This is a genomic window from Aureimonas sp. ME7, assembly GCF_903970965.1.
Classification (GTDB): domain Bacteria; phylum Pseudomonadota; class Alphaproteobacteria; order Rhizobiales; family Rhizobiaceae; genus Aureimonas.
Genome location: NZ_CAJCKW010000007.1, coordinates 118235 through 143923 on the forward strand (window position 1 = coordinate 118235; position 25689 = coordinate 143923).

19 protein-coding genes are annotated in these 25689 nt (G+C 69.6%); 11 read left to right on the plus strand and 8 right to left on the minus strand.

All coding sequences use genetic code 11. The features are described from left to right. Positions 1-28: 28 nt before the first annotated feature. Positions 29-1612: an aldehyde dehydrogenase (NADP(+)) gene (locus H7A85_RS13555; RefSeq protein ID WP_182086478.1), complete on the minus strand. Its 1584-nt coding sequence runs from the start codon at positions 1610-1612 to the stop codon at positions 29-31. A gap of 274 nt (positions 1613-1886) precedes the next feature. Between H7A85_RS13555 and H7A85_RS13560 the strand changes: the two genes are divergently transcribed. The 6 genes from H7A85_RS13560 (at position 1887) to yjfF (ending at position 9079) form a co-directional block, all read left to right on the plus strand. Beyond that, the gene (locus H7A85_RS13560; protein WP_182086479.1) at positions 1887-2327 is read left to right on the plus strand and encodes a MarR family transcriptional regulator; all 441 of its coding nucleotides are present in this window, start codon (positions 1887-1889) and stop codon (positions 2325-2327) included. Between the two features lie 106 nt (positions 2328-2433). After that, complete coding sequence (locus H7A85_RS13565) at positions 2434-3903, plus strand: mannitol dehydrogenase family protein (protein ID WP_182086480.1); 1470 nt, start codon at positions 2434-2436, stop codon at positions 3901-3903. 540 nt (positions 3904-4443) lie between these two features. Next, complete coding sequence (gene ytfQ, locus H7A85_RS13570; protein ID WP_182086481.1) at positions 4444-5412, plus strand: galactofuranose ABC transporter, galactofuranose-binding protein YtfQ; 969 nt, start codon at positions 4444-4446, stop codon at positions 5410-5412. A gap of 144 nt (positions 5413-5556) precedes the next feature. After that, positions 5557-7071 carry a sugar ABC transporter ATP-binding protein gene (locus tag H7A85_RS13575; RefSeq protein WP_244631188.1) on the plus strand — a complete coding sequence of 505 codons (1515 nt, stop codon included), beginning with the start codon at positions 5557-5559 and terminating at the stop codon, positions 7069-7071. Next, positions 7068-8120, plus strand: coding sequence for an ABC transporter permease (locus H7A85_RS13580; protein WP_182086482.1), 1053 nt, complete (start codon positions 7068-7070; stop codon positions 8118-8120). The genes H7A85_RS13575 and H7A85_RS13580 overlap by 4 nt, the downstream gene beginning before the upstream one ends. Then, complete coding sequence (gene yjfF / locus H7A85_RS13585) at positions 8117-9079, plus strand: galactofuranose ABC transporter, permease protein YjfF (RefSeq protein ID WP_182086483.1); 963 nt, start codon at positions 8117-8119, stop codon at positions 9077-9079. Before H7A85_RS13580 ends, yjfF begins: the two co-directional genes overlap by 4 nt. A 195-nt stretch (positions 9080-9274) precedes the next feature. Here the strand turns inward: yjfF and H7A85_RS13590 are convergent, their stop codons facing one another. Then, positions 9275-11554: an NADP-dependent malic enzyme gene (locus tag H7A85_RS13590; protein ID WP_182086484.1), complete on the minus strand. Its 2280-nt coding sequence runs from the start codon at positions 11552-11554 to the stop codon at positions 9275-9277. A gap of 252 nt (positions 11555-11806) precedes the next feature. Between H7A85_RS13590 and H7A85_RS13595 the strand changes: the two genes are divergently transcribed. From H7A85_RS13595 to H7A85_RS13605, 3 genes are read left to right on the plus strand one after another with little or no spacing between them, the layout of a single operon-like run. Further along, positions 11807-13210 (plus strand): cytochrome c, encoded by a 1404-nt coding sequence (locus H7A85_RS13595; RefSeq protein WP_182086485.1) that lies wholly within the window; start codon positions 11807-11809, stop codon positions 13208-13210. After that, on the plus strand, positions 13204-13698 hold the full coding sequence (locus tag H7A85_RS13600) for a (2Fe-2S)-binding protein (RefSeq protein ID WP_182086486.1): 495 nt from the start codon (positions 13204-13206) through the stop codon (positions 13696-13698). Before H7A85_RS13595 ends, H7A85_RS13600 begins: the two co-directional genes overlap by 7 nt. Then, on the plus strand, positions 13698-15965 hold the full coding sequence (locus H7A85_RS13605) for a molybdopterin cofactor-binding domain-containing protein (RefSeq protein ID WP_182086487.1): 2268 nt from the start codon (positions 13698-13700) through the stop codon (positions 15963-15965). The genes H7A85_RS13600 and H7A85_RS13605 overlap by 1 nt, the downstream gene beginning before the upstream one ends. Positions 15966-15977: 12 nt before the next feature. On the opposite strand, the gene H7A85_RS13610 is transcribed toward H7A85_RS13605, so the two are convergent. The 4 genes from H7A85_RS13610 to H7A85_RS13625 form a co-directional block, all read right to left on the minus strand. Then, on the minus strand, positions 15978-16979 hold the full coding sequence (locus tag H7A85_RS13610) for a 4-hydroxyproline epimerase (protein ID WP_182086488.1): 1002 nt from the start codon (positions 16977-16979) through the stop codon (positions 15978-15980). A gap of 8 nt (positions 16980-16987) precedes the next feature. Continuing rightward, positions 16988-18229, minus strand: a complete 1242-nt coding sequence (locus tag H7A85_RS13615; protein ID WP_182086489.1) for an FAD-dependent oxidoreductase — start codon at positions 18227-18229, stop codon at positions 16988-16990. Between the two features lie 11 nt (positions 18230-18240). Beyond that, the gene (locus tag H7A85_RS13620; protein WP_182086490.1) at positions 18241-19206 is read right to left on the minus strand and encodes a dihydrodipicolinate synthase family protein; all 966 of its coding nucleotides are present in this window, start codon (positions 19204-19206) and stop codon (positions 18241-18243) included. Positions 19207-19295: 89 nt separating this feature from the next. Next, positions 19296-20330 carry an LLM class flavin-dependent oxidoreductase gene (locus H7A85_RS13625; protein WP_182086491.1) on the minus strand — a complete coding sequence of 345 codons (1035 nt, stop codon included), beginning with the start codon at positions 20328-20330 and terminating at the stop codon, positions 19296-19298. 183 nt (positions 20331-20513) lie between these two features. Here H7A85_RS13625 and H7A85_RS13630 point away from each other — a divergent pair, with 183 nt between their 5' ends. Then, positions 20514-20714, plus strand: coding sequence for a hypothetical protein (locus H7A85_RS13630; RefSeq protein WP_182086492.1), 201 nt, complete (start codon positions 20514-20516; stop codon positions 20712-20714). Positions 20715-20742: 28 nt separating this feature from the next. Here H7A85_RS13630 and dinB read toward each other — a convergent pair whose 3' ends face one another. Further along, complete coding sequence (gene dinB, locus H7A85_RS13635) at positions 20743-21795, minus strand: DNA polymerase IV (RefSeq protein WP_244631195.1); 1053 nt, start codon at positions 21793-21795, stop codon at positions 20743-20745. Positions 21796-22146: 351 nt separating this feature from the next. Here dinB and H7A85_RS13640 point away from each other — a divergent pair, with 351 nt between their 5' ends. Next, the gene (locus H7A85_RS13640; protein WP_182086493.1) at positions 22147-24072 is read left to right on the plus strand and encodes a methyl-accepting chemotaxis protein; all 1926 of its coding nucleotides are present in this window, start codon (positions 22147-22149) and stop codon (positions 24070-24072) included. Positions 24073-24166: 94 nt separating this feature from the next. Here H7A85_RS13640 and H7A85_RS13645 read toward each other — a convergent pair whose 3' ends face one another. Then, positions 24167-25687 carry an FGGY-family carbohydrate kinase gene (locus H7A85_RS13645; RefSeq protein ID WP_182086494.1) on the minus strand — a complete coding sequence of 507 codons (1521 nt, stop codon included), beginning with the start codon at positions 25685-25687 and terminating at the stop codon, positions 24167-24169. Positions 25688-25689 lie beyond the last annotated feature (2 nt).

The following is a 25689-nucleotide window of genomic DNA, read 5'->3' on the forward strand; positions in this document are numbered from 1 at the left end:
CTGCCGGGCCCGCCCCCCCGAGCCGCGATCAGCCCTGCGGCGCGGTCATCCGGCCGTCGACCCGGCGCCACAGGCCGAGCGGGTTGGCGTCCTTCAAGGCGTCGGGCAGGAGCGCGTCCGGCAGGCTCTGGTAGGACACCGGGCGCAGGAAGCGCTCGATCGCCTTGGAGCCGACCGAGGTGGAGCGCCCGTCCGCCGTGGAGGGATAGGGGCCGCCATGCACCATGGCATGGGCCACCTCGACGCCGGTGCCGAAGCCGTTGACGAGGATGCGGCCCGCCTTGCGCTCCAGAAGCGGCAGGAGCGAGCGCGCGTCGCCATGGTCGGCCGCCACGATGTGAAGAGCGGCCGTCAGCTGGCCTTCCAAGGCCCTGACGACTTCGGCCATCTCCGCGGCGTCGCGGCAGGTGACGACGATGGAAGCAGCACCGAACATCTCCTCCTGCAGCTCGGGCGCCTTGGCGAAATCGGCCGCCGACACCTGGAACAGGGCCGCCTGGCCGCGCAGCGTCTCGCCTGCCTGGCCCTTGGCCACGGTCGCGACGCTGCCGTGGGCTTCCACGGCCGCGACGCCCTTCGTGTAGGCCGAATGGATGCCCGGCGTCAGCATCACGGCGGCGGGCGAGGCCACCAGGGCTTCTTCCGCCGCGCTGAGGAACGCGTCGAGCCCTTCGCCCTCGATGGCCAGAACCAGGCCCGGATTGGTGCAGAACTGACCGGCACCGAGCGTCAGCGAAGCGACGAAGGCACGGCCGATCTCCGCGCCGCGCTCACGCAGCGCGCCGCCGAACAGGAGAACCGGGTTGATCGAGCTCATCTCGGCATAGACCGGAATCGGCTCGGGCCGCGCGGCCGCGATCTTCATGAGCGCCGTGCCGCCGCCGCGCGAGCCGGTGAAGCCCACGGCCTTGATGCGCGGATCGGCCACCAGCGCCTCGCCGATCGAGCGCTCGGCCGCGAACAGGAGCGAGAACGTGCCTTCCGGCATGCCGGACGACTGGACAGCCTTGGCGACGGCGCGCCCGACGAGCTCGGAGGTGCCGGGATGGGCCGAGTGCGCCTTGACGACGACCGGGCAGCCGGCGGCGAGCGCCGATGCCGTATCGCCGCCGGCCACGGAAAAGGCGAGCGGGAAGTTGGAAGCGCCGAACACGGCGACGGGGCCGAGCGGCACGTTGCGCAGGCGCAGGTCCGGGCGCGGCAGGGGCTGGCGATCGGGCAGCGCCGGGTCGATACGCGCGTCGAGATAGCCGCCATCGCGCAGGACCCCCGCGAACAGGCGCAGCTGGCCCATCGTGCGCCCGCGCTCGCCCTCGACCCGCCCGCGCGGCAGGCCGCTTTCCAGGCAGCAGCGCTCGATCAGCTCATCGCCCAGGCCTGAGATCTCGTCGGCGATCGCCTCCAGGAAACGCGCGCGCTCTTCCAGCGAGGTTTCGCGATACGGATCGAAGGCGGCTTCCGCCAGGGCGCAGGCGCGCTCCAGGTCGGCCGGGCTCGCTCCGCCGAAGGCCGGCTGCAGCGCCTGGCCCGTCGCCGCGTCGACGCCGAAGACCTCGCCTTGGCTTCCCTTGGCGATGGCGTGTCCAATGATCTGTTCGCCTTGAATGGTCATCCTGATTCTCCGTTCCGGCGGCCGCCGATCGCGTCCGGCGTCCCTCCTCGGTTCCAGGCCGACTTAAACCCTTGTGAGGCGGGATGGAACCGGAACCGGGCGTTCGGGGTTCGAATCCTCTGACAAAAGGAAACGCGTGAGCGGATGTCGGGCCGAACTGACTCGCCCCGATATCCGATCGGGCACGAAGCGTCTGGCGTGTTGCGCCCCCGCTTCGGTTGTTGCATGTGGTAAGGCTCCGATGACACAGCCCGCAGGGGATGGCGCCCATTCAATGAGCAGGGACCTTCATCTCGACGAGCAGCTTTGCTTTGCCGTCTATTCGGCGACCCACGCCTTCAACCGCTACTACAAACCACGACTGGACCGGATGGGCATCACCTATCCGCAGTATCTCGTCATGATGGTGCTGTGGGAGGAGGAGCCGCAGACGGTGGGCTCGATCGGCGATCGGCTTCTTCTCGATTCCTCGACCCTCACCCCGCTCCTGAAGCGGCTGGAAGCCGCCGGCCTCGTCAGCCGCAACCGCTCGGCGCGCGACGAGCGGGTGGTGGAGGTGACGCTGACCGAGGCGGGACGCGCCATGCGCGAGGTCGCCTGCCCGATTCCTTCCGAGGTTCGTGGCGCCGTTTCCATGACGGAAGCGGAGATCACCCAGATGCGCACCACGCTTTTGACCATGCGCGACACGCTGGCCGAAGCGGTCGCCAAATAGGCCCGGGCTTGCGGGATAGGGATGCGACCGGGTTTCGAATCCGCTATGAGCGGGGCGATGGCGCGGCCGCGAACGGCCCGCCGGCTTGGGATTCGGAGGATGAAGCATGGTGGCGCTCGGCAACGCGAACCTTTCGGAACTGGAGGGGAAAGCCCGCACCCCGGCCTATGACCGCGCCGGCCTGACGCCCGGCATCGCGCATTTCGGCGTCGGCAACTTCCACCGCGCCCACCAGTGCGTTTATCTCGACGATCTGTTCGACACCGGTGCCGGGCACGACTGGGCCGTCGTGGGTCTCGGCGTGCGCCCGGAGGAAAAGCCGGTCTTTGCCGATCTCGCCGCGCAGGACGGGCTGTTCACCGTGACGGAGGTCGACGAGGGCGTGCGCGAAACGCGCGTCGTCGGCTCGGTGGCGCGCGTGGTGGAGCCGGGCGACCGGGCCGCGACGCTCCAAGTCCTCACCGACCCGGCGATCCGCATCGTGACGCTGACGATCACGGAGGGCGGCTACTACATGTCGGGCGACCGGCCGGATCTCGATCACCCCGACCTCGTGGCCGACGCCGCCGACCTCGGCAACGCGCGGACCGTGTTCGGCCTGATCGTCGCGGCCGCCGCGGCGCGGCGCGATGCGGGCACCCAGCCCTTCACCGTCCTGTGCTGCGACAACCTTCCCCACAACGGCGACCTGACGAAGACGGTCGTCACCGGACTGGCTGGGAAAGCCGACCCGGCGCTCGCCGCCCATATTGAGGCGTCGATCGCCTTCCCCAATTCGATGGTGGACCGGATCACGCCCGCCACCACCCCGGCCCAGATCGCCTCCCTTCGGGAGGAAACGGGCATCGACGACAAGCGGCCGGTGTTCTGCGAGCCCTTCATCCAGTGGGTGGTGGAGGACAAGTTCTCCTCCGGCCGCCCGGCGCTGGAAGCGGTCGGCGTCACCTTCGTGGATGACGTCACGCCCTACGAGCTGATGAAGCTGCGCATCCTCAACGCCGGCCATGCGACGATCGCCTATCCAGCGGCTCTTGTCGGTCTCACCTATGCGCACGACGCGATGCGCGACGACCTCGTCCTGCGCTTCTTCCGGGACGTCGAGGAGAAGGAACTTCTGCCGACGGCTCCCAGCATCGAGGGCGTCAGCCGCGAGGATTATCTCGCCACCGTCACCTCGCGCTTCGCCAATCCGGCGATCGGCGACACGCTGCGCCGTCTGGCGCTCGACGGCTCGAACCGGCAGCCGAAGTTCATCCTTCCTTCCGTGCGCGAGCGGCTGGCGGCGGGCGAGGACATCACGGGTCTCGCCCTCGTCGGCGCGCTCTGGTGCCGCTACTGCTACGGCGAGCTCGAGGACGGCCAGACGATCGAGCCGAACGATCCGAACTGGGACACACTCCAGGCGGCAGCCCGCGCCGCCAAGGACGAACCGCGCCGCTTCCTGGAACTGCGCGACGTGTTCGGCGATCTCGGCTCGAACGAAACCTATGCGAGCGCCTTCTCCGGACACCTGAAGGCATTGTGGCAGGACGGAACGCGCGCCGTTCTGGAACGGCACCTCGGCCGCGCCGCCTGATACGGCGCCCATTTGGGAATAAGGAAAACGGGCCGGCCTTCGATCGAGGGCCGACCCGTTTTTTTATCCACCCCCATCCGGCCGGGTGGCCGGCTCGGCCTCGTTCAGGGAAACAGGAGGGCGACGGCGACTGTGGTTCCCGCCGCCAGCATGGCCAGCGCGGTGACGTTGACGAAAAGCGACACCATGGTCTCGATACGCACCGAAATCACTCCTACCCGATTGGCCCTTCGCTTCTACAACGGCCTTGTTTCCGCCAAGTTTCATGACATCCACGTAATGATCGAAGAGGGACGCAATCCACAGGGATCTGGCGGTCTTTCCCCTCCCCACCGTCTTCGCTCTCGAGCCACCCGACGTTCACCGCCTCCGACCGGCTGCATGAATCCGATTGACACGGCACTGCGTTTGGCAATTGTATGAGTTATTGCGGATCCGATGGACCGCAGGCAGCGTCGCGCGTCAAGGCTCGACGCGCCCCGGCCGCGGAGGGCCGGTTCTGGCACAGGCCGGCGGGAGTGCCGGCAGGGGAGGAAGAACATGACGAATCTGGGCAAGCTCGTAGCCGCCCTAGGCTTGGCGACCACGATGGGAAGCGCGGCGCTCGCGCAGGACGCCATGGTGGTCGGCTTCTCGCAGGTCGGCTCCGAATCGGGCTGGCGCGCGGCCGAAACCTCCGTGACGCGCCAGGAGGCGCAGAAGCGCGGCATCGACCTGAAATTCGCCGACGCGCAGCAGAAGCAGGAAAACCAGATCAAGGCGATCCGCTCCTTCGTGGCGCAGGGTGTCGACGCGATCCTGCTCGCGCCTGTCGTCGCCACCGGCTGGGACGATGTCCTCGCCGAAGCCAAGGAAGCCGAGATCCCGGTCGTTCTTCTCGACCGCAACATCGAAACATCGGACGATTCGCTCTACCTCACCGCCGTGACCTCCGATCAGGTCCACGAGGGCAAGGTGGCGGGCGACTATCTCGCCAGCCAAGTCGGCTCCAAGCCCTGCAACGTCGTGGAGCTTCAGGGCACCACCGGCTCCTCGCCCGCGATCGCCCGCAAGAAGGGCTTCGAGGAGGCGATCCAGGGCCACGACAACATCAAGCTCACCCGCTCGCAGACCGGCGACTTCACCCGCACCAAGGGCAAGGAAGTCATGGAAAGCTTCATCAAGGCGGAAGGCGGCGGCAAGAACATCTGCGCGGTCTACGCCCACAACGACGACATGGCCGTGGGCGCGATCCAGGCGATCAAGGAAGCCGGCCTGAAGCCGGGCTCCGACATCATGGTCGTCTCGATCGACGCCGTGCCCGACATCTTCGCCGCCATGGCGGCGGGCGAGGCGAACGCCACCGTCGAGCTGACGCCCAACATGGCCGGCCCGGCCTTCGACGCCCTGGAAGCCTACAAGAAGGACGGAACGGAGCCCAAGAAGTGGATCCAGACCGAATCCAAGCTCTACACCCAGAAGGACGACCCGAAGGCGGTGATGGAGTCCAAGAAGGGCCTCGGCTACTGAGCCGAGCACCCTGACACGATCGCCGGCGCGGACGAGCGTCGGCGATTCCGGCGCTTGGCGGGCCGCCAGGGCGGTCCGCCGGGTCGTTTCATGAAGCCGTCCGAGCGGCGGTCGTTTGCATTCCCCCGGGAGCCCGCGTCCTCCATGTCCCAGCCCCTCCTGAGCCTCCAGGGGCTCACCAAGACCTTTGCCGGGATGACCGCGCTCGACGGGGTCGACCTGACCTTGAGAGCCGGCGAGATCCACGCGCTGCTCGGCGAGAACGGGGCCGGCAAGTCGACCCTGATCAAGACGCTGACCGGCGTCTACCGCCGCGACGGGGGGCGCATCGTCCTCGATGGCGCCGAGATCCACCCGGCCGACAGCCGCGAGGCGCAAGGCTTGGGCATCGGCACCGTCTACCAGGAGGTCAACCTCCTGCCGAACCTTTCGGTCGCAGAGAACCTCTTCCTCGGCCGCCAGCCCACGCGCTTCGGCTTCACGGACGGGCGCGCCATGCGCCGGCGCACGGCCGCGCTTCTCCAAAGCTACGGGCTTCCCGTCGATCCCGCCACGACGCTCGGGCAATTGTCCGTCGCCGTGCAGCAGCTCGTCGCCATCATTCGCGCGGTGGACGTGTCGGGCAAGGTGCTGATCCTCGACGAGCCGACGGCCAGCCTCGACGCGGCCGAGGTCGAGATGCTGTTCGGCACCATGCGGGCTTTGCGCGATCGCGGGCTCGCGATCGTCTTCGTGACCCATTTCCTGGATCAGGTCTTCGCCGTGTGCGACCGGGCCACCGTCCTGCGCAACGGCCGCCTCGTCGGCGAGCGCGAGATCGCGGCCACCTCGCGCATGGACATCGTCACCATGATGCTCGGGCGCGAGCTCGGCGAGGCGGTTCACCAGACGAAGGCCCCCGCCCCGGCGGATACCGCGCCCCGCGTGTCCTTCCGGGGCTTCGGCGCCAAGCGCAGCATTGAGCCGTTCGATCTCGACATCCGTCCCGGCGAGGCCGTCGGCGTCGCCGGCCTCCTCGGCTCGGGCCGCACCGAGACCGCGCGCCTCGTCTTCGGCGCCGACCGGGCGGATGCGGGCACCGCCACCGTGGACGGCAAGCCGGTGCGCCTCGCCGGCCCGCGCGCCGCCATCCGCCTCGGCTTCGGCTATTGCCCGGAGGAGCGGAAAGTGGAGGGCATCGTCGGCGATTTGTCGGTACGCGAGAACATCGTCCTCGCCCTCCAGGCGCGGCGCGGCTGGGCCAGGCCCCTCCCCCTTCGCGAGCAGGTCCGCATCGCGGATCGCTTCGTCAAGGCGCTCGACATCCGCACCACCGACATCGAGAAGCCGATCAAGCTCCTGTCGGGCGGCAACCAGCAGAAGGCGATCCTCGCCCGCTGGCTCGCCACCGAGCCGAGCTTCCTGATCCTCGACGAGCCGACGCGCGGCATCGACGTCGGCGCTCATGCCGAGATCGTGCGCCTCATCGAGAAGCTCTGCGAGGACGGAATGGCGATGCTCGTCATCTCCTCCGAGCTCGACGAGATCACCACCTATTCCTCCCGCGTGCGCGTCCTGCGCGATCGCCGCCATCTCGGCGACCTGACCGGCGAAGACGTTTCCCCCGCCGCCATCATGCGCACCATTGCCGGGACACCGGCCGAGAACGCACGTCCATGACACTGTCGCGCCTCCGTTCCGCCGCCCCCCAGATCCTGGCGCTCGCCCTGGTGCTCGGTGTCAACGCCCTCCTGTTTCCGTCCTTCTTCGACCTAGCGCTGCGAAACGACCGGCTCTACGGGCCCTTGATCGACGTCCTCAACCGCGGCGCGCCGGTAATGCTGCTCGCCATCGGCATGACGCTCGTGATCGCCACCAAGGGCGTCGACCTGTCGGTCGGCGCCACCATGGCGATCGCCGGCGCGGTGGCGGCGCAGCTGACCGTCGCGGGCGTTCCCATCCCGATCGTGATCCTGGCGGCGCTTGGCGTCGGCCTCGTCTGCGGGTTGTGGAACGGCTTCCTCGTCGCCGTTCTCGACATCCAGCCGATCATCGCGACCCTGATCCTGATGGTGGCGGGGCGCGGCATCGCGCAGCTCGTCACCTCCGGCTTCATCGTCACCTTCAACGATCCGACCCTCCTGTTCATCGGCTCGGGCTCCTTCGCCTTCCTTCCGATGCCGGTGATCATCGCCCTCCTGATGGCGCTTCTGGCCGTTCTCCTCGTGCGCCGCACCGCGCTCGGCCTCCTGATCGAGGCGACCGGCATCAACCGGCGCGCCTCGGCGCTCGCCGGCGTCGACGCCAAGGCCGTGATCGTCGCCGCCTACATGACCTCGGGGCTCTGCGCCTCCGTCGCTGGCCTCATCGCCGCCGCCGATATTCGCGGCGCGGACGCCAACAATGCCGGCCTTTGGCTGGAACTCGACGCCATCCTCGCCGTCGTGATCGGCGGCACGTCGCTGATGGGCGGGCGCTTCTCCATCCTCCTGTCGCTCGTCGGCGCCCTCATCATCCAGGCGATGAACACCGGCATCCTTCTGTCCGGCTTCCCGCCGGAAATGAACCTCATCCTCAAGGCGGTCCTGATCGCGCTGATCCTCGTCCTCCAGTCGCCCGCCATGGCGCGCGTCACCGGCGCCCTATCCTCGCGCGCCGCGCCGCCGCCAGACCGGGGCCTTCCGACGCCCGCCGCCCTGCCCCGCCAACCGGGAGCGACCACCCGATGAACGCGCGCTTCCTCCCTCTTCTCGTCACGCTGCTCGTCTTTGCCGTCGCCTTCGCCCTATCGGCCGTGCAATTCCCCGCGATGCTCTCCACCCGCGTCGTCGCCAATCTCCTCACCGACAACGCGTTTCTCGGCATCGTCGCCGTCGGCATGACCTTCGTCATCCTATCGGGCGGCATCGACTTGTCGGTCGGCTCGGTGATCGCCTTTACCGGCGTCTTCCTCGCCGTCACCATCCGCGACGGCTTCCATCCCTACCCGATGATCGCCGCGATCCTCGTCATCGCCGCGCTCTTCGGCGCCCTCATGGGCGCGATGATCCACTATCTCGAAACGCCGCCCTTTATCGTCACACTCGCCGGCATGTTCCTGGCGCGCGGCGGCTGCTACCTCCTCACCACCGAATCCATCCCGATCGACCATCCCGCCTTCGACGCCCTGAAGCGCATCTACTGGACCATCCCGACCGGCGGCCGCCTGAGCTTCGTCGCCATCGTCATGCTCGCCGTCTTCGCCATCGGCATCGCGATCGCCCACAAGACGCGCTTCGGCACCTACGTCTATGCGCTGGGCGGCGACCGTACCTCCGCCGAGCTCATGGGCGTGCCCGTCGCCCGCGTCACGGTCGGCATCTACGCCCTCTCCAGCCTGCTCGCCGGCGTCGCGGGCACCGTCTTCGCCCTCTACACTTCCTCCGGCTACTCGCTCGCCACCGTCGGCGTCGAGCTCGACGCCATCGCCGCCGTCGTCATCGGCGGAACCCTCCTCACCGGCGGCGTCGGCTTCGTCGCCGGCACCCTCGTCGGGGTCCTCATCTCCGGCCTCATCCAGACCTACATCGTCTTCGACGGCACCCTTTCCTCCTGGTGGACCAAGATCGCCATCGGCATCCTCCTCTTCGCCTTCATCACCCTCCAACGCGGCCTGACGAAACGCACCAGCTTGGCTGCGGCGGCCTGAGGGGCTGGGGTCTTGGCGGGGCTGCCGCCCCGAGCCCCGCTCGGGAACGAATTCCCGAACCCTTCTTTTCTTTTGACAACAAAAAGGGGGCCAGCGGCCCCCTTTTTGTTGTCACACAAGATGAGGGGTCCAGGGGAAATCATTTCCCCTGGCGGGGTGCAGGGGTGGAACCCCTGCCAACACCCCCACCGCCCTTCAGCCTTCCGCCGAGAACGCCGCGAAGGCGGCCATGTTGACGATGTCGGTGTCGCGGGCGCCGAGCGTCACGATCTGGACGGGTTTCTCGAGGCCGACGAGGACGGGGCCGATCACGGTCTGGTCGCCGAGTTCTTGGATCATGCGGGTGGAGATCGAGGCGGAGTGGAAGGCGGGCATGACGAGGACGTTGGCGGGTCCTGTCAGGCGGCAGAACGGGTAGAGGGCCATGAGTTCGGGGTTGAGGGCGACGTCGGCACCCATCTCGCCGTCGAACTCGAAGTCGACGCTGTTCTGGGCCAAGAGGCCGACGGCCTCGCGCACCCGCTCGGAGCGCTCGGACGGGGGGTGCCCGAAGGTAGAATGGGCCAGGAAGGCGACGCGCGGCGTGTGGCCGAGCTTGCGGGCGAAGCGCGCGGCCTCCGTGGCGATGCGGGCGAGCTGGGGGGCGGTCGGCATGTCGTGGACGGCGGTGTCGGCGACGAAGGTGGTGCGGCCCTTGGCGATGACGATCGAGATGCCGATCACGGCGCGGTCGGGCTTCGGGTCGATGACGCGGCGCACGTCCTCCAGCACCACGGAGTAGTTTCGGGTGAGGCCCGAGACCATGGCGTCGGCGTCGCCGAGCGCGACCATGGTGGCGGCGAAGTGGTTGCGGTCGGTGTTGATCAGGCGGTGGCAGTCGCGCTGCAGGTAGCCGTGGCGCTGGAGGCGTCGGTAGAGGTGCTCGGAATAGGCATTGGTGCGGTTCGAAAGCTTGGCGTTGTTGATCTCGATCCCCTCGCGCAGTTCGACGCCGGCGGTCTTGGCGGTCTCGATGATGCGGTCCTCGCGCCCGACGAGGACTGCGACGCCTAAGCCTTGAGCGACATAGGAAGAGGCGGCGCGGATGACCTGCTCTTCCTCGCCTTCGGCGAAGACGACCTTGCGCCCGCTCTGGCGCAGCTTGGCGAATATGTTCTGGAAGGTGCCGGCGGTCGGGTCGCGGCGCGAGGCGAGCTGGTTGCGATAGGCGTGCCAGTCGGTGATCTCGGCCCGCGCGACGCCGGTCTCGATCGCGGCGCGCGCCACGGCTTCGGGCACATGGGTGATGAGGCGCGGATCGAAGGGCGCGGGAATGATGTAGTCGCGCCCGAAGCGCGGCCGGCCGGAGCCCTTGTAGGCGGAGGCGACGGCGTCGGGCACGTCCTCGCGGGCGAGGGCGGCGAGAGCGTTGGCCGCCGCGATCTTCATCGCGTCGTTGATCTGCGTGGCGCGCACGTCGAGCGCGCCGCGGAAGATGTAGGGAAAGCCGAGGACGTTGTTGACTTGGTTGGGATAGTCCGAACGCCCGGTCGCCACGATCGCGTCGTCGCGGATGGCGTGCGCTTCCTCCGGCGTGATCTCGGGATCGGGGTTGGCCATGGCGAAGATGATGGGATTATCAGCCATGGACTTGACCATCTCGGGCGTCAGCGCGCCCTTGGCCGAGACGCCGAAGAAGACGTCGGCGCCGCGCATCGCGTCCTCGAGCGTGCGCGCGTCCGTCTGGGCGGCGTGCGCCGACTTCCACTGGTTCATGCCGTCCGTGCGGCCTTGGAAGATCACGCCCTTGGTGTCGCAGAGGATGACGTTGTCGTGGGGCACGCCCATCGCCTTGACGAGCTCGACGCAGGCGATGCCCGCCGCGCCCGCGCCGTTGCACACGAGCTTGATGTCCCGCATCTCGCGCCCCGTCAGGTGCAGCGCGTTGATGATGCCGGCGGCCGCGATGATCGCCGTGCCGTGCTGGTCGTCGTGGAAGACGGGAATGTCCATCAGCTCGCGCAGCCGGCTTTCGATCACGAAGCACTCGGGCGCCTTGATGTCTTCCAGATTGATGCCGCCGAACGAGGGGCCGAGATAGCGCACCGCGTCGACGAACTTGTCGGCGTCCTCCGTGTCGACCTCGAGGTCGATGGAATCGACGTCGGCGAAGCGCTTGAACAGCACCGCCTTGCCTTCCATCACGGGCTTGGAGGCGAGCGCGCCGAGGTTGCCGAGGCCGAGGATCGCCGTGCCGTTGGAGATCACCGCCACCATGTTGCCGCGCGTCGTGTAGTCGAAGGCACGCGCCGGATCCTCGGCGATCGCCTTTACGGGGACGGCGACGCCCGGCGAATAGGCCAAGCTGAGGTCGCGCTGCGTCGCCATGGGCTTGGTCGGCTGGATCTCCAGCTTGCCGGGACGCCCTTCGGCGTGGAAGGCCAGGGCCTCCTCCGGTGTCGTGCGGATACCGCCGCGGCGCTGGGTGTCGGACATCGTCTTCCTCGCTCGTCGTTTCGCCCGGAAGCGCTCGGGCGACTCGCGGGGACCGCCGTTGTTTCGCGCCCTCCGCCCTGCGTCAACCAGTGATCTATGATGCGCCGCAGCGAGAAGAACGCGCATCGGTGCCGATGGATGGGCGGCTACGAAGTCACACTTACGATATCGGGTGGACACATGTGCCGAACGGCTTAGCTGTTCCTGTCTGTAACGGTTCCAAACGAGTGCCGTCCGCCGCGAGCGACATTCATGAAGCTTCGAACATTCGGACTGGGTCTTCTGGTTCTGGCGGCCTGCGGCGCGGGCGGGTTCATCGCCTATGCTTGGGAGCCGGAGATCGCGGCCGCCGAAAATCCGACGTTCGATTTCGCACCCGACATCGTGAAGGCCGGAGCGGATCTGGCGGCGGTCGGCAACTGCGTCGTCTGCCACACCGCGCTCGGCGGAAAGCCCTTCGCGGGCGGCCTCGCCCTGCCGACGCCCTTCGGCACGATCTATTCCACCAACATCACCCCCGATGCGGAAACGGGGATCGGGCGCTGGAACGAGGAGGCGTTCGCGCGCTCCATGCGCGAGGGAGTGGACCGCGAAGGGCGCCACCTCTACCCCGCCTTCCCCTACGACCATTTCACCCGCGTCACCGACGAGGACAACCGCGCGCTCTACGCCTATCTGATGACGCGCGAGGCCGTTTCGGCTGAGCCGCCGGAGAACGAGCTGCCGTTCCCCTTGAACGTGCGCATGGTGCTGGCCGGCTGGAAGCTCCTGTTCTTTCGCGAGGGCGCCTACGAGCCCGACCCTGCGAAGGACGAGGTCTGGAATCGCGGCGCGTATCTGGCGGAGGGTCTCGGCCATTGCGGCGCCTGCCACACGCCGCGCAACGTTCTGGGCGCCGAAAAGGGGGGCGAGGCGCATTTCGGCGGCGGCGAGGCGGAGGGCTGGACGGCCTATGCGCTGAACGGCGCTTCGCCCGCGCCCATTCCCTGGGACGTCGATGCGCTGACCCATTACCTCCACGAGGGATGGGAAGCACGCCACGGCGTCGCGCGCGGACCGATGGCGCCCGTCAACAGCAATCTCGGCACGCTGCCGGAGGCCGAATCGCGCGCCATCGCCACCTATGTCGTTTCGCGGATGGGCGAGCCTTCGCCCGAAAAGCGGGCGCGGGCGGAAGCGCTCGGAGCCGAGGCCGCGACCCATCCGCCGGGCGCCCGGCCGCAGTCGGGCGGCAGCCAGAGCGTGCCGGCCGCGCACGACCCAGCCGAGCGGGGCGCCGCGATCTATGCGGCGGCCTGCTCCACCTGCCACGATGCCGGGCGGCCCCTGCCCTATGGCGGCCTCCGGCTCGATCATTCCACCGCGCTCTACGGGCCGACGCCGGCCAACCCGATCCATGTGATCCTGCAGGGGCTGCCGGCGCCGGAAGGCGAGCGCGGCCCGATCATGCCGGGTTTTGCCGGTTCGCTCGACGACGGGCAGATCGCCGATCTTCTCGCCTACATGCGCAAGACCTTCAGCGACCAGCCGCCCTGGGAGGACCCGTCCGAGCTGATCCGAGACGCGCGCGCCGACGGCTCGGAGGGCGGCCAGCGCTCGCTCGGCACCGGCTCCGACGCGCCTGCCAACCCTTCCAAGCGGGAAACCTCATGGTAAGCCTCACCGTCAACGGAACATCGCACGAGATCCAGGCGGAGCCCGACACCCCGCTTCTCTACGTGCTGCGCGACGAGCTCGGCCTTCACGGCGCGAAATACGGCTGCGGCCTCGGCCAGTGCGGCGCCTGCACCGTCATGGTGGGGGGCGAGGCGGTCCTGTCCTGCGTGACGCCGCTCGTTCTCCTGGAGGGGAAGGCCGTCACCACGGTGGAGGGGCTCGGCACGATCGAGGCGCCCGGCCCGATGCAGGACGCCTTCATTGCCGAACAGGCCGCCCAGTGCGGCTACTGCATTCCCGGCATGATGATGCGCGCACAGGCTCTGCTCGAGCGCGATCCCGGCGCCTCGCGCGAGACGATCCAGGCGCATATGGCGCCGAACCTTTGCCGCTGCGGCACGCATATGCGCATCCTCGCCGCGATCGAGCGGGCGGGCGAGGCCATGCGCGCGGCCGCGGCCGGCAATTCCGGGACGAGGGCGGGCTGATGCGGCACGAGACACCCCACGGCCTGACGCGGCGCAGCGTCCTTTTCGGCACCGGCTCGCTGGTTTTGGCCTTCTCCTTGCGCGGCGCGCTGGCGCAGACGGTGACCGCGCCCGGCAACGAGGCGCAGAACTTCGAGGCGGTGGAGGAGGCCGCGCCCGAACTGCCCGGCAGCCTGAAGACCAATCCCGATCTCGAATCCTGGATCCGCATCGACGCTGCGGGCCGGGCAACGGTCTTCACCGGCAAGGCCGAACTCGGCCAGGGCATCAAGACGGCGCTTCTCCAGATCGCGGCGGAAGAGCTGGAGCTTCCCTTCGACAGCCTCGCGCTGATCGGCCCGGACACCGGCGAAAGCCCGAACGAAGGCTTCACCGCCGGCAGCCATTCGGTGCAGGACAGCGGCACCGCGATCCGGCACGTGGCGGCGCAGCTGCGCGACATCCTGGTGGCGGAGGCCGGCCGCCGGTGGAGCCTCGGCCCCGAAACCCTGCGCGCGGAAGCGGGCGCGGTGATCGCCGGCGACGGGCGGCGCGTGCCCTATGGCGAGCTCGTGTCGGCCGAGCTGATCCGGGGCCGGGCGCAGCCGAACGCGCGGCTGAAGCCCGCCGACGCCTTCCGGGAGATGGGCACGGCGCGGCGGCGCATCGACATTCCCGCCAAGGTCACCGGCGGTGCCGCCTATGTGCAGGACATGCGCCCCGAGGGGATGATGCACGGGCGCGTGGTGCGCCCGCCGAGCCCCGGCGCACGGCTCGTCTCGGTCGATGCGGGGCCGGTGGAGGCGATGCCGGGCGTCCTCAAGGTGGTGCGCGACGGCTCGTTCCTCGGCCTTCTGGCGGAACGGGAATGGCAGGCGATCAAGGCTTTGTGGACGCTGGCGTCGCTCGCCGAGTGGGAGGAGCGTGAAAGCCTGCCCGACGCCGAACGGCTGGCCGAATCCATCATCGCCCTGCCGGCGGAGGAAGGGATCGTCGCCGAGGACGGAAGCCTCGGCTCGGCGGGCCTCCAAGCCTTCGAGGTCTCGTTCACCCGGCCCTACCAGCTCCACGCCTCGATCGGCCCGTCCTGCGCCCTGGCGGTGCTGGAGGACGGCGTGACCACCGTCTGGACGCACACCCAGGGCGTCTACCCCGACCGGCAGGCGATCGCCGAGATGCTGCGCGTCGGCGACGAGGCCGTGCGCTGCGTCCATGTGGAGGGCTCGGGCTGCTATGGCCACAACGGCGCGGACGACGCGGCGGCCGATGCCGCGCTTCTGGCGCAGGCGCTGCCCGGCCGGCCGGTGCGCGTCCAGTGGATGCGCGAGCAGGAACACGCCTTCGAGCCCTTCTCGCCGGGCATGGTGACCCGCGTGCGCGCCGGCACCGATGCCGCCGGCGACATCGTGGACTGGCGATACGAGGTGTGGAGCAGCACCCACAATTCCCGCCCCGGCGGCGCAGGCGCGCTTCTGGCCGCGCAGCACATCGCCCGACCCTTCAGCCCTAAGCCGCCCAAGCTCGCGATCACGCCCGAGGGCAACGGCGACCGCAACTCCAACCCGCTCTACGCCTTCCCGAACCGCGAGGTCGTCTGGCACTTCGTCAAGGAGATGCCGCTGCGCGTTTCCGCCCTTCGCGGGCTCGGTGCCTACATGAACGTCTTCTCCATCGAGAACGCGATGGACGAACTGGCGGCCCGCGCGGGCGTCGATCCGGTGGAGTACCGGCTGCGGCACCTGACCGACGAGCGCGCGCGCGAGGTGGTGAGCCGCGCCGCCGCCGGCTTCGGCTGGCAGGCGGGACAGGCGCCGCCGCGCGGCCACGGATACGGCTTCGCCTTCGCGCGCTACAAGAATCTCGCCGCCTATTGCGCGGTGGCGATGGAGGTGATGGTGGAGCCCGACACCGGCCGGGTGCGCATGCTGCGCGCCCATGCCGCCGTGGATGCCGGCGAGGTGGTCAACCCCGATGGGATCGCCAACCAGGTGCAGGGCGGCATCGTCCAGTCGGCGAGCTGGACGCTCTACGAAGCCGTCACCTTCGACCGGACGCGGGTGACCTCGGTGGACTGGTCGACCTACCCGATCCTGCGCTTCGACGCGCTGCCGGAGGCGATCGACGTCGAGATCGTACCCCGGCCGGGCACGCCGTTCCTGGGCGCCGGCGAATGCAGCCAGGGGCCCGGCGGGGCGGCGCTCGCCAACGCCGTCGCCGGAGCGATCGGCACCCGCATCCACGACCTGCCGCTGACGCGCGAGCGCATTCGGGCCGCGATCGGGGTCTGACCCCGCCGCGCCTCAGCGCACCACGAAGCCGTGGGCGAAGGGGTCGCGGTCGTCGATGAAGATCGTGTTGATCCCGGTCTGGCGCGCCCAGCCGGCGACGGAGGGCACGATGGCGGCGTGGTCGCCGACCCGCGCTTCGGCCTCGACCCGGCCGCGAAACAAGGAGCCGATGATGCTTTCGTGGACGAACTCGTCGCCGACGTCGAGCCGGCCCTTGGCGGCGAGCTGGGCCATGCGCGCCGAGGTGCCGGTGCCGCAGGGAGAGCGGTCGATGGCCTTTTCGCCGTAGAACACGGCGTTGCGCGCATCGGCGCCCGCCACCGTCGGCGCCCCGGTCCACTGGATATGGCTGAGGCCGCGGATCTCGGGATGCTCGGGATGAACGAACTCGTATTTCGCGTTCAAGGCGGCGCGGAGCTTGGGCGAAAAGCCGACGAGCTCGCCGGCGGTGAAATCGGCCATGTCGCGGAAGTTAGTCTGCGGCTCGACGATGGCGTAGAAGTTGCCGCCATAGGCGACGTCCACCACGATCTCGCCGAGGCCCTCCACCTCGGCGGTAAGGCCTTCGGCGTGGAGATAGCCCGGCACGTTGGTCAGGCGCACCTCCTCCACGAAGCGTCCTTCCTGGCGGTAGGTGATGTCGACCCGGCCGGCGGGCGCGTCGATCGAAAGGCGGCCGGGCTCGCGCGGGACGACGAGCCCGTTCTCGATCGCCATGGTGATCGTGCCGATCGTGCCGTGGCCGCACATCGGCAGGCAGCCGGAGGTTTCGATGAAGAGGACGGCGACGTCGCAGTCGGGCCGCGTCGGCGGATAAAGGATCGAGCCCGACATCATGTCGTGGCCGCGCGGCTCGAACATCAGCCCGGTGCGGATCCAGTCGAACTCGGCCAGAAAATGCGCCCGCTTCTCCAGCATCGTGTCGCCCCGGAGGAGCGGGCCGCCGCCCGTGACCAGCCGGACCGGATTGCCGCAGGTATGGCCGTCGAGGCAGGAGAACGTATGCTGGGCCATGGGACGTCCTAGAAGCGCTGGGGCGAGAAGGGGGCGAGGTCGAGCGCAGTGGGGCGACCGAGGAGCAGGTCGGCGACGAGACGGGCGGTACCGGCCGACTGCGTCAGCCCGAGATGCCCGTGGCCGAAGGCATGGACGACCCGCCGGCTGGCGCGCGAGAAGCCGATCGCGGGCAGACTGTCGGGAAGGGAGGGGCGGAACCCCATCCAGCGGTCGCCCCCTTCGGTGCGCAGGGCGGGGAGAAACGCTTTCGCCTTGGCCAGCATCGCGTCCGATCGGCGGAAGTCCGGCGGGCGGTCGAGGCCGCCGAGTTCCACCGCGCCTCCGACGCGGATACCGGTGGACAGGCGCGAAACGACGAAGCCATGGCCGCCGAAGGTGACCTGCGTGCGCAGGTCGAGCGCATCCTCTGGCAGCGTCGTGTTGTAGCCGCGCTCGGTTTCCAGCGGAATGCGCTCGCCGAGCGTCGCAGCGATCCGGTGCGAGAACGCCCCCGCCGCCAGCACCACCTGCGAAGCGCGCCGCGCCCCCCCGTCCATCTCGACGCCGACCGCACCCTGCTCCGGGCGCAGCGCGCGCACGGCCGCGCGCTCGATCACCCCGCCGTCCCGCGCGAAGCGCTCGGCCAGCGCCAGCACGTAGGCCTTCGGATCGGCGATCGAATGCCAGCCCGGCGTGAAGGTGCCGTGGGTGAAACGTGCGTCGATGCCGGGCTGGATCGCGGCCATCTCAGCGGCGCCGAGATCGCGGAATTCGATACCGTGCTCCTCGCGCGCATGCCAGCCGGGCAGCGACGCCTCGAACTCGCCCGCCCCCTCGTAGACCTGGAGATTGCCGTCGCGCCGCAGCATGGGAAGCGTGCCGGTCGCCGCCAGAAAGGGCTCCAGTTCGGCGCGCGACAGGTCCATCAGCGCGGCCTGCGCGCGGGCCGAGGCGGCGACGCGCTCGGGCGCGCAGGCCTTGGCGAAGCGCCACATCCAGGGCGCGATACGCAAGGCATAAGCGGGCGGCACCGAAAGCGGCCCCAATGGATCGAGAAGCCAGCGCGGGGCGCGGCGCAGGAGGCCGGGCGAGGCGAGCGGCAGGATGTCGGAAAAGGCGAAGGCGCCCGCATTGCCCGCCGAGGCGCCGGCCGCCGGACCTTCGCGGTCGAGAACGGTGACGGCGCGCCCGGCGCGCTGCAGGGCGATCGCGACGGAAAGGCCGACGACACCCGCCCCGACGACGATCACATGCTCGCTCGCACTCACCTCCGTTCCGCTCAGGCGGCCCGATCGACGCGGGCGGCGTCCGGCTTGGCCGACCAATCGGCGTACCAGGCGTCGAAGAGCGTCAACTGCGCTTCGGCATAGCCGCGCTGCGAGTCCGACAGGGCGTCGGTCTCGTTGAAGTGGAGCGCGTATTCCCGGTGCCCCTTCAGCACCATCATGTGCTTGAAGTAGAGGACGAGGTCCGGCCCCTCGTCGAACGAGGACAGGACGGCGAGCGCGGCTTCGAGCTCCAGCGCGCGCCGGCGCGCGGCGGCATCGCCGGCAGCGGCCGCCTTCGACAGCTCGCACAGCTGGATGACCTCGCGCGGCAGGACGTTGCCGATGCCGGTGATGGCGCCCGTCGCCCCGCAATTGACGAAGCCGTGGACGACGGCGGTGTCGACGCCGACCATCAGCGTCACGCCGTCGTCGCGGCTGGTGATGTGCTCGGCGGCGTAGCGCAGGTCCGCCGGGCCGCCGAACTCCTTGAAGCCGACGAGGTTCGGGTGCTCGGCGCGCAAGGCGAAGAACAGGTCGGCCTTGGTGGCGAAGCCGTAGTAGGGGCTGTTGTAGATGACGGCCGGCAGGTCGGGCGCGGCCGCAAGCACCGCCTTGAAATGCGCCCGCTGAGCGGCCGGCACCGTCCCGCGCGACAGGACGCGCGGGATCACCATCAGGCCCTTGGCGCCGACGCGGGCCGCATGCGCCGCATGCGCCACGGCCGAGGCGGTGTTGACCGCCCCGGTGCCCACGATCACCGGCACGCCGGCCTCGGCCAGCCGCTCCACGCCCTCCATGCGCTGGGCGTCGGTGAGAAGCGGCCAGTCGCCCATCGAGCCGCAATACACCACCGCCGACATGCCGGCCGCGATCAGCTCGCGCCCCTTGGCCACCAGCGCGTCGAAATCGGGTGTCCGGTCGGGGAGGCAGGGCGTCATCAGCGCGGGCACCACGCCGGAGAAGATGGAAGCGTTCATGGGATCGTTCTCCTCGGCGGGGCCGCGTTCAGGGCGTGAACTTCGCGTCTTTCCCTTTTTGCGGACAAACGCGGCCGCGACGCAAGCCTTCAGCCTGCCATGAGTTCGTGCACGCGCGGGGCGACGACGCGCCCGTAGAGGTCGATGCAGCGCATCAGGCGGGCATGCGGCAGCGGGCCGGCGCTGTATTTCAGGTCGAACCGGGAAAGGCCCAGCTTCGAGGCCGTGTCGGCGATCTTGCGTGCCACGGTTTCGGGCGAGCCGACATAAAGCGAGCCGTGCTCGATCTCGTGGACGAAGGCCGCGCGTTCGAGCGGCGGCCAGCCGCGCTCGGCGCCGATGCGCTGATGCATCTGCCGGTAGTCGTCGAAGAACTCCTCGCGCGCCGCCTCGTCTGTATCGGCGACATAGCCCGGCGAATGGACGCCGACCGGCAGCATGGGGCGTTCCATCTGCGCGCATGCGCGGGCGTAGAGATCGACATAGGGGCGAAAGCGCCCCGGCGCGCCGCCGATGATCGCCAGCATCATCGGCAGGCCGTGGCGCGCCGCGCGCACCACCGATTCCGGACTGCCGCCGACGCCCACCCACGCCGTGAAGGCGCCGCGTTCGGGGGAAGGGTACACGCCGGGCACGTCGAGCGGCGGGCGCACCGAGCCCCGCCAGGACACGGGGCCGCCCTTGAGGAGCGCGGCGAAGAGGTCGAGCTTTTCCTCGAACAGGCGCTCGTAGTCGGTAAGCGCCAGGCCGAACAGGGGAAAGGACTCGGTGAAGGAGCCGCGTCCGAGGATCGCCTCCGCGCGGCCCTCCGACAGGGCGTCGAGGGTGGAGAAGCGCTGGAACACGCGCACGGGGTCGTCCGAAGACAGGACGGTGACGGCCGAGCCGAGGCGGATGCGGCGCGTGCGCGCGGCCAGCGCGCCCAGCACCACTTCGGGCGCCGACACGGCGAAATCCGCCCGGTGATGCTCGCCGACCCCGAAGAAGGCGAGGCCCAGTTCGTCGGCCAGAACCCCCTCCTCCACCACGTCGCGGATCACCGCGCCGTGCGATTTCGCCGAGCCGTCGTCGGCGCGGGTAACGTCGCCGAACGTGTCGAGGCCGAGTTCCAAGGGTTGGGTCATCAGGGTCTCCCGTGCGCGCCGATCCTCCGATCCCTTAGAACGCGGCGTGCGATGCGAACAGGGGTGCGGCCGCGTGCCGGCGATGACGGAGCGTTCAAGCATGCGCATACGGGACGGGCGCTGGAACCGGCCGGCCGGTGAGGACTTCCCCTCCCACAAGACGCCACGAGAGGATATCCGCCCATGTCCCGCATCGACGAGACCGCCCCCACGGGCCGCGAGGAAACCGAGACCGACCGCATCAACCGTTACGAGCGCAGCCTTCCCAATGGCGGCCGGGTGGAAAACGAGCCCGACCCGGAAAACGAGGAGGAAGGCGGCCTCGTGCCGGACCCCGACACGAGCGAGGTCGCCCCGGGCACGCTCCCGCGCCCAGCCATCTAAGGCTCGCCTCTCCCGCGCCCCCGTTCCCTCACAAGGGGAGGGCGAACTGCGCCGGCTCGTCCGTCCGTTCGCCCTCGCGCCCTTCTTCCAGCGCCGACAGCGTCACGCCGAGAAGGCGGACGCCGCGGGGGTCGGCCGGCAGGTCGGCGAGCAACCGGAACGCGGCGCGCTCGATATCGGCACGCGAGGCGACGGGTGCCGGCGAGGACTGGGCGCGGGTGATCTGGCGGAAGTCGGCATACTTGACCTTGAGCGTCACTGTGCGCCCGCGCGTGCCGGCCGTTTCGCAGTGCCGCCACACCTTGTCGATGATCGGCCCGAGCGCTTCGCGCATCTCGTGCTCCGTATGAAGGTCGGCCGAGAACGTGTTCTCAGCGCCCACCGACTTGCGGATGCGGTTGGCGCGCACCGGGCGCTCGTCGAGCCCACGCGAGATGCCGTAGTAATAGGGCCCGATCTTGCCGAAGCGCTCCTGAAGAAAACCGAGCGACTGCGCCTTGAGGTCGGCGCCCGTGCGGATGCCGAGGTGCTCCATCTTGGCGGCCGTCGCCGGCCCGACGCCGTGGAAGCGGGCAACGGGCAGCGTTTCCACGAAGCGCTCGCCCATGGCCGGCGTCACGACGAAGAGCCCGTCGGGCTTACGGTGGTCGGAGGCGAGCTTGGCGAGGAACTTGTTGTAGGACACGCCCGCCGAGGCCGTCAGCCCGGTTTCCTCGCGGATGCGCCGGCGGATATCTTGCGCGATCGCGGTGGCCGAGGCGATCGCCTGCTTGTTCTGCGTCACGTCGAGATAGGCCTCGTCCAGGGACAAGGGCTCGATGATGTCGGTGTGTTCGGCGAAGATCGCGCGGATCTGCGCCGACACCGCCTTGTAGACGTCGAACCGGGGCTTGACGAAGACCAGCGCCGGGCAGCGCCGCCGGGCGGTGACCGAGGGCATAGCCGAGCGCACGCCGAAGACGCGCGCCTCGTAGCTCGCCGCCGCCACCACGCCGCGCTCCGCCGAGCCGCCCACGGCGACCGGCAGGCCGCGCAAGGATGGATCGTCGCGCTGTTCCACGGAAGCATAGAAGGCGTCCATGTCGATATGGATCACCTTGCGCCCGCCCGGGCCCGCTTGCCCTGCGGCGTCGGCGGCGATGGGGGAAAGGGCGGCACGGCGATCGGACATGACGTGGGCGACGATGCCGCGAGGCAGGCCGATCCGCAATGGCCCATCGGCTGGAAACGACACGGGAAACGCCGTCTCCCTTCCCGGTCCCTCGGCTCTTGCCGAGCGCGATCCACCGTCAGTTGTAAGACATAATTTAAGCCCGTCTGCTTAGGTGGGGAGGATCGACCCTTTCGGTCGCCGACGGTCCTTGGATGTCGGCCCTCATCGGCCCCGCTCTGCTTCGGCGACGAAGCCGAGCCCTCTTCTCGAAGTTGTCCCATGCGCTTGGCAGATTTCCGGCTGTCTCGAAAGATCGCGGCAGCCTTTGCAATCCTCGTCGTGGCCGCGGCCTGTATGGGGGGCGTCGTCTACTCCAAGCTGGAAGCGATCGACGAGGTTCTGGACGACAACGGGCACGTCAACCAGACGCTCGGCAGCGCGCTTCAGGCCCGCCTCTTCCTGTCGCGCCAGGAAAACTCGCTGCGCGGCCTTCTCCTGACGCGCGAAGCGCGGCGCGAAAAGAGCATCGCTACCCAGCGCGACAAGTTCGTCGAGAACGTCGACACGATCGCCCGCCTCGAGGCGAACGATCCGGACACGATGGCGGCGGTGGACACCATCCGTTCGGGAATCGCCAACTGGCACGAGCAGATCGTGCAGCCCGCGATCGGACTGGCGCGGGACCCGGCAACCGTGCCCCAGGCCGTGACGCTGGCCTTCTCGGATCAGGCCAACGCCTTGGTCGAGCCGATGGAAAAGGCGATCGACGCCATCACCGCCTCGGCCCAGGCCAGCGTGGCGGAGAATGCCGCCACTCTCCAGGAATCGGCCCTCGTCAGCAAGATCACGCTTGGCGTCGGCATCTCGTCGCTCCTGGCACTGGCGGTGCTGCTCGGCTGGGCCTTGTCGCGCGGCATCGCGGCTCCGGTGAACCGCCTGCGCGCCGTGATGGCCAGGCTGGCGGCCGGCGACAATGGGGTCGAGGTTCCCGCCGTGGAGCGCGGCGACGAGATCGGCGAGATGGCGAAAGCCGTACTCACCTTCCGTCAGGCGGCGGTGGAGCGCGTCGCGCTGGAAGCGGAGGCCGAGGCTTCGCGTCGGCGCGAGGCGGACGAGCGCGATCGGCGCACGCGCCTGGAAGCGGGATCGGCCGAAGCGCTTCGCGCCTTCGTCATGGATATCGAAGCGGGCTTCGAACAGCTGGCCGAGGGCGACCTGCGGGTGCGCCTCGACCGGCCGGTCGCGCCGGAATACGAGGCGATCCGCGCCCGCTTCAACGAAAGCGTGTCGCGCCTCGACGAGGCGCTCGGCTCCGTGGTCGGCTCGATCGGCTCGATCCGCACCGGCCTGTCCGAAATCAGCGTCGCCTCCAACGATCTCGCCCAGCGCACCGAGCAGCAGGCGGCGAGCCTGGAGGAAACGGTCGCCGCCCTGTCCGAGGTGACGCGCGGCATCGGTGAGACGGCGGGCGGTGCGGCCCGCGCCCAGGCGTCGGCCGAAGCCACCCGCGCCAGTGCCCAGAAGGGCGGCGCCATCGTCGGCCAGGCGGTGGACGCGATGCAGGCGATCGAGCAGTCGTCCGAAAAGATCGGCCGCATCATCGGCGTGATCGACGAGATCGCCTTCCAGACCAACCTCCTGGCGCTCAATGCCGGTGTCGAGGCAGCGCGCGCCGGCGAGGCGGGCAGAGGCTTCGCGGTGGTGGCGCAGGAGGTGCGCGGGCTCGCACAGCGCTCGGCGGAAGCAGCCAAGGAGATCAAGGAGCTGATCTCGACCTCGACTGCCCAGGTCGGAAACGGCGTGGAACTCGTGGCCGCCTCGGGCCGGAGCCTCGAGGAGATTGTCGCGCAGGTGTCGGAGATGAGCCGCACGGTCGCCGAGATCGCCCGCTCGGCCAAGGAGCAGGCGGTGGCCTTGAAGGAGGTGTCCACGGCCGCCGACCAGATGGACAAGGTGACCCAGCAGAACGCGGCGATGGTGGAGGAAGCGACCGCCGCCGCGCAGACCCTGTCGGGCGAAACCGAGGAACTCGGCCACCTGGCCGGCCGCTTCCGCACCGGCGCCTCCGCCGGGATGGAGCCCGCCACCCGGCGCACGCCCCCGGTCCGGCCCGCCGCGCCTGTCCAACGGGTCGTCCAGATGCGCACCACCGGCCACGGCGGCGCCGCACCGGCGGCATCGGTGGACAGCTGGGAAGAGTTCTGATCAGGAGCGGGTTTGCCGGCCGGTCGTTTTCGAAACGAGAATCGATGCGGGCGCCGAAGGGCGCCCGTTTCGGTTTGCCGGTTCGGTTGGGCGCTTACGCCCCCGGCCGCTCCCTTTGGCGGGCGGCCAGACGCCGCGACAAGGGACCCAAGAGTTCGGTCGCCTCCAGATAGTCGCCGAGGAGTTCGCCGTAGCGGCGATGGGCGGCCATGTCGGGTTCGACGATCGTGGCGGGCGGCACGACGGCCTTGGCCGCCGCGCGAAGATCGCGCACGAGGCCGGCGCCGGCGGCCGCCGAAGCCGCCGCACCGATGATCGTCAGATTGGCTTTCGACGGCAGTTCCACCGGTCGGCCGATGGCATCCACCGTCGCCTTCAGCCACAGGGGATTGCGCGAATAGCCGCCCGAGGTGACGATGCGCCGACAGGGCACGCCGAGCTCGTCCATCCGCCGGAGGACGTTGGCGGAGGCGAGCGCCACCCCTTCCACTGCCGCGTGGTAGAGCGAGGCGCGGTCGTGGCCGAGCGACAGGCCGAGCACGGCGCCGCGCAGGTGCGGGTCGCGGTAGGGCGTGCGGTTGCCCATGAAGTAGTCGAGCGCGAGAAGCCCGCTGCCGCCGACCGGAATGCGCGCCGCCGCCTCGCACAATTCGTCGTGCCCCGCCCCGTCGAGGGCGAAGATCTCGCGCGAGAACCAGGACAGGACCGAGCCGGCGGACACCTGCCCGGCTTCCACCAGCCAGCGATCGTCCACCAGCGCATGGGGATAGGGCCCCCAGAAGCCCGGCACGGCCCGCTCCTCGGCCAGCTGGAAGAGATGGACGACGGAGGTGCCGCCGATCATCAGAAGGTCGCCCGGCTCGATCGTGTCGGCACCGAGAATCCCGACATGCGCGTCGATGCCCCCTTGCGCCACCGCCGGGCGGCCGCGCAAGCCGAGATGGGCGGCGGCCTCCGCGCTCAGGCGCTCGACGGGCGCGCCGACGGGCAGGATCGGCTGGGGCAGCTTGGCGGCGAGATCGGGCACGCCGAGGCTTGCGAAGAGATCGTCGTGGAAGCACCCGGCCGCGCTGTCGTAGTTCCACTTGCAGGTCGCGTTCATGCGCGAGCCGACCCAGCGGCCGGTGAGGCGGAAGTTGATCCAGTCGAGGCATTCGCAGATCACGTCGGCCCCGGCGTAGACGTCCCCCTCGTGCCGGGCGAGCCACATGGCTTTGGGCACCAGCCATTCGGCGGCGTCGCTGCCGCCCGAAAAGCGCAGGACGGGATGGTCCCGCGCCGCCGTCAGGTCGGATTCGGCCGCCGCCCGGCAGTCCATCCACAGGAGTGCGGGGCGCAGCGGCGCCCCGTCCCGTCGACAGGCGACCACGGTGGAGGCGGTGGTCGCCGCGCAGATACCGGCGATCTCGGGGGTACCAAGATCGCGGAGCGCGGCACGCGAGGCTCGGCCGAGCGCCTCCCACCAGTCCGCCGGGTTCTGTTCGGCCCAGCCGGGCTGGGGATGGCGGGTCGCGTATTCGGCCTCGGCTTCGCCGAGCATGCGGCGCGCCTCGAGATCGAAGACGCCGACGCGCACGCCGCCGGTGCCGAAGTCGAGGCCGAGAAGAAGCGCCATCA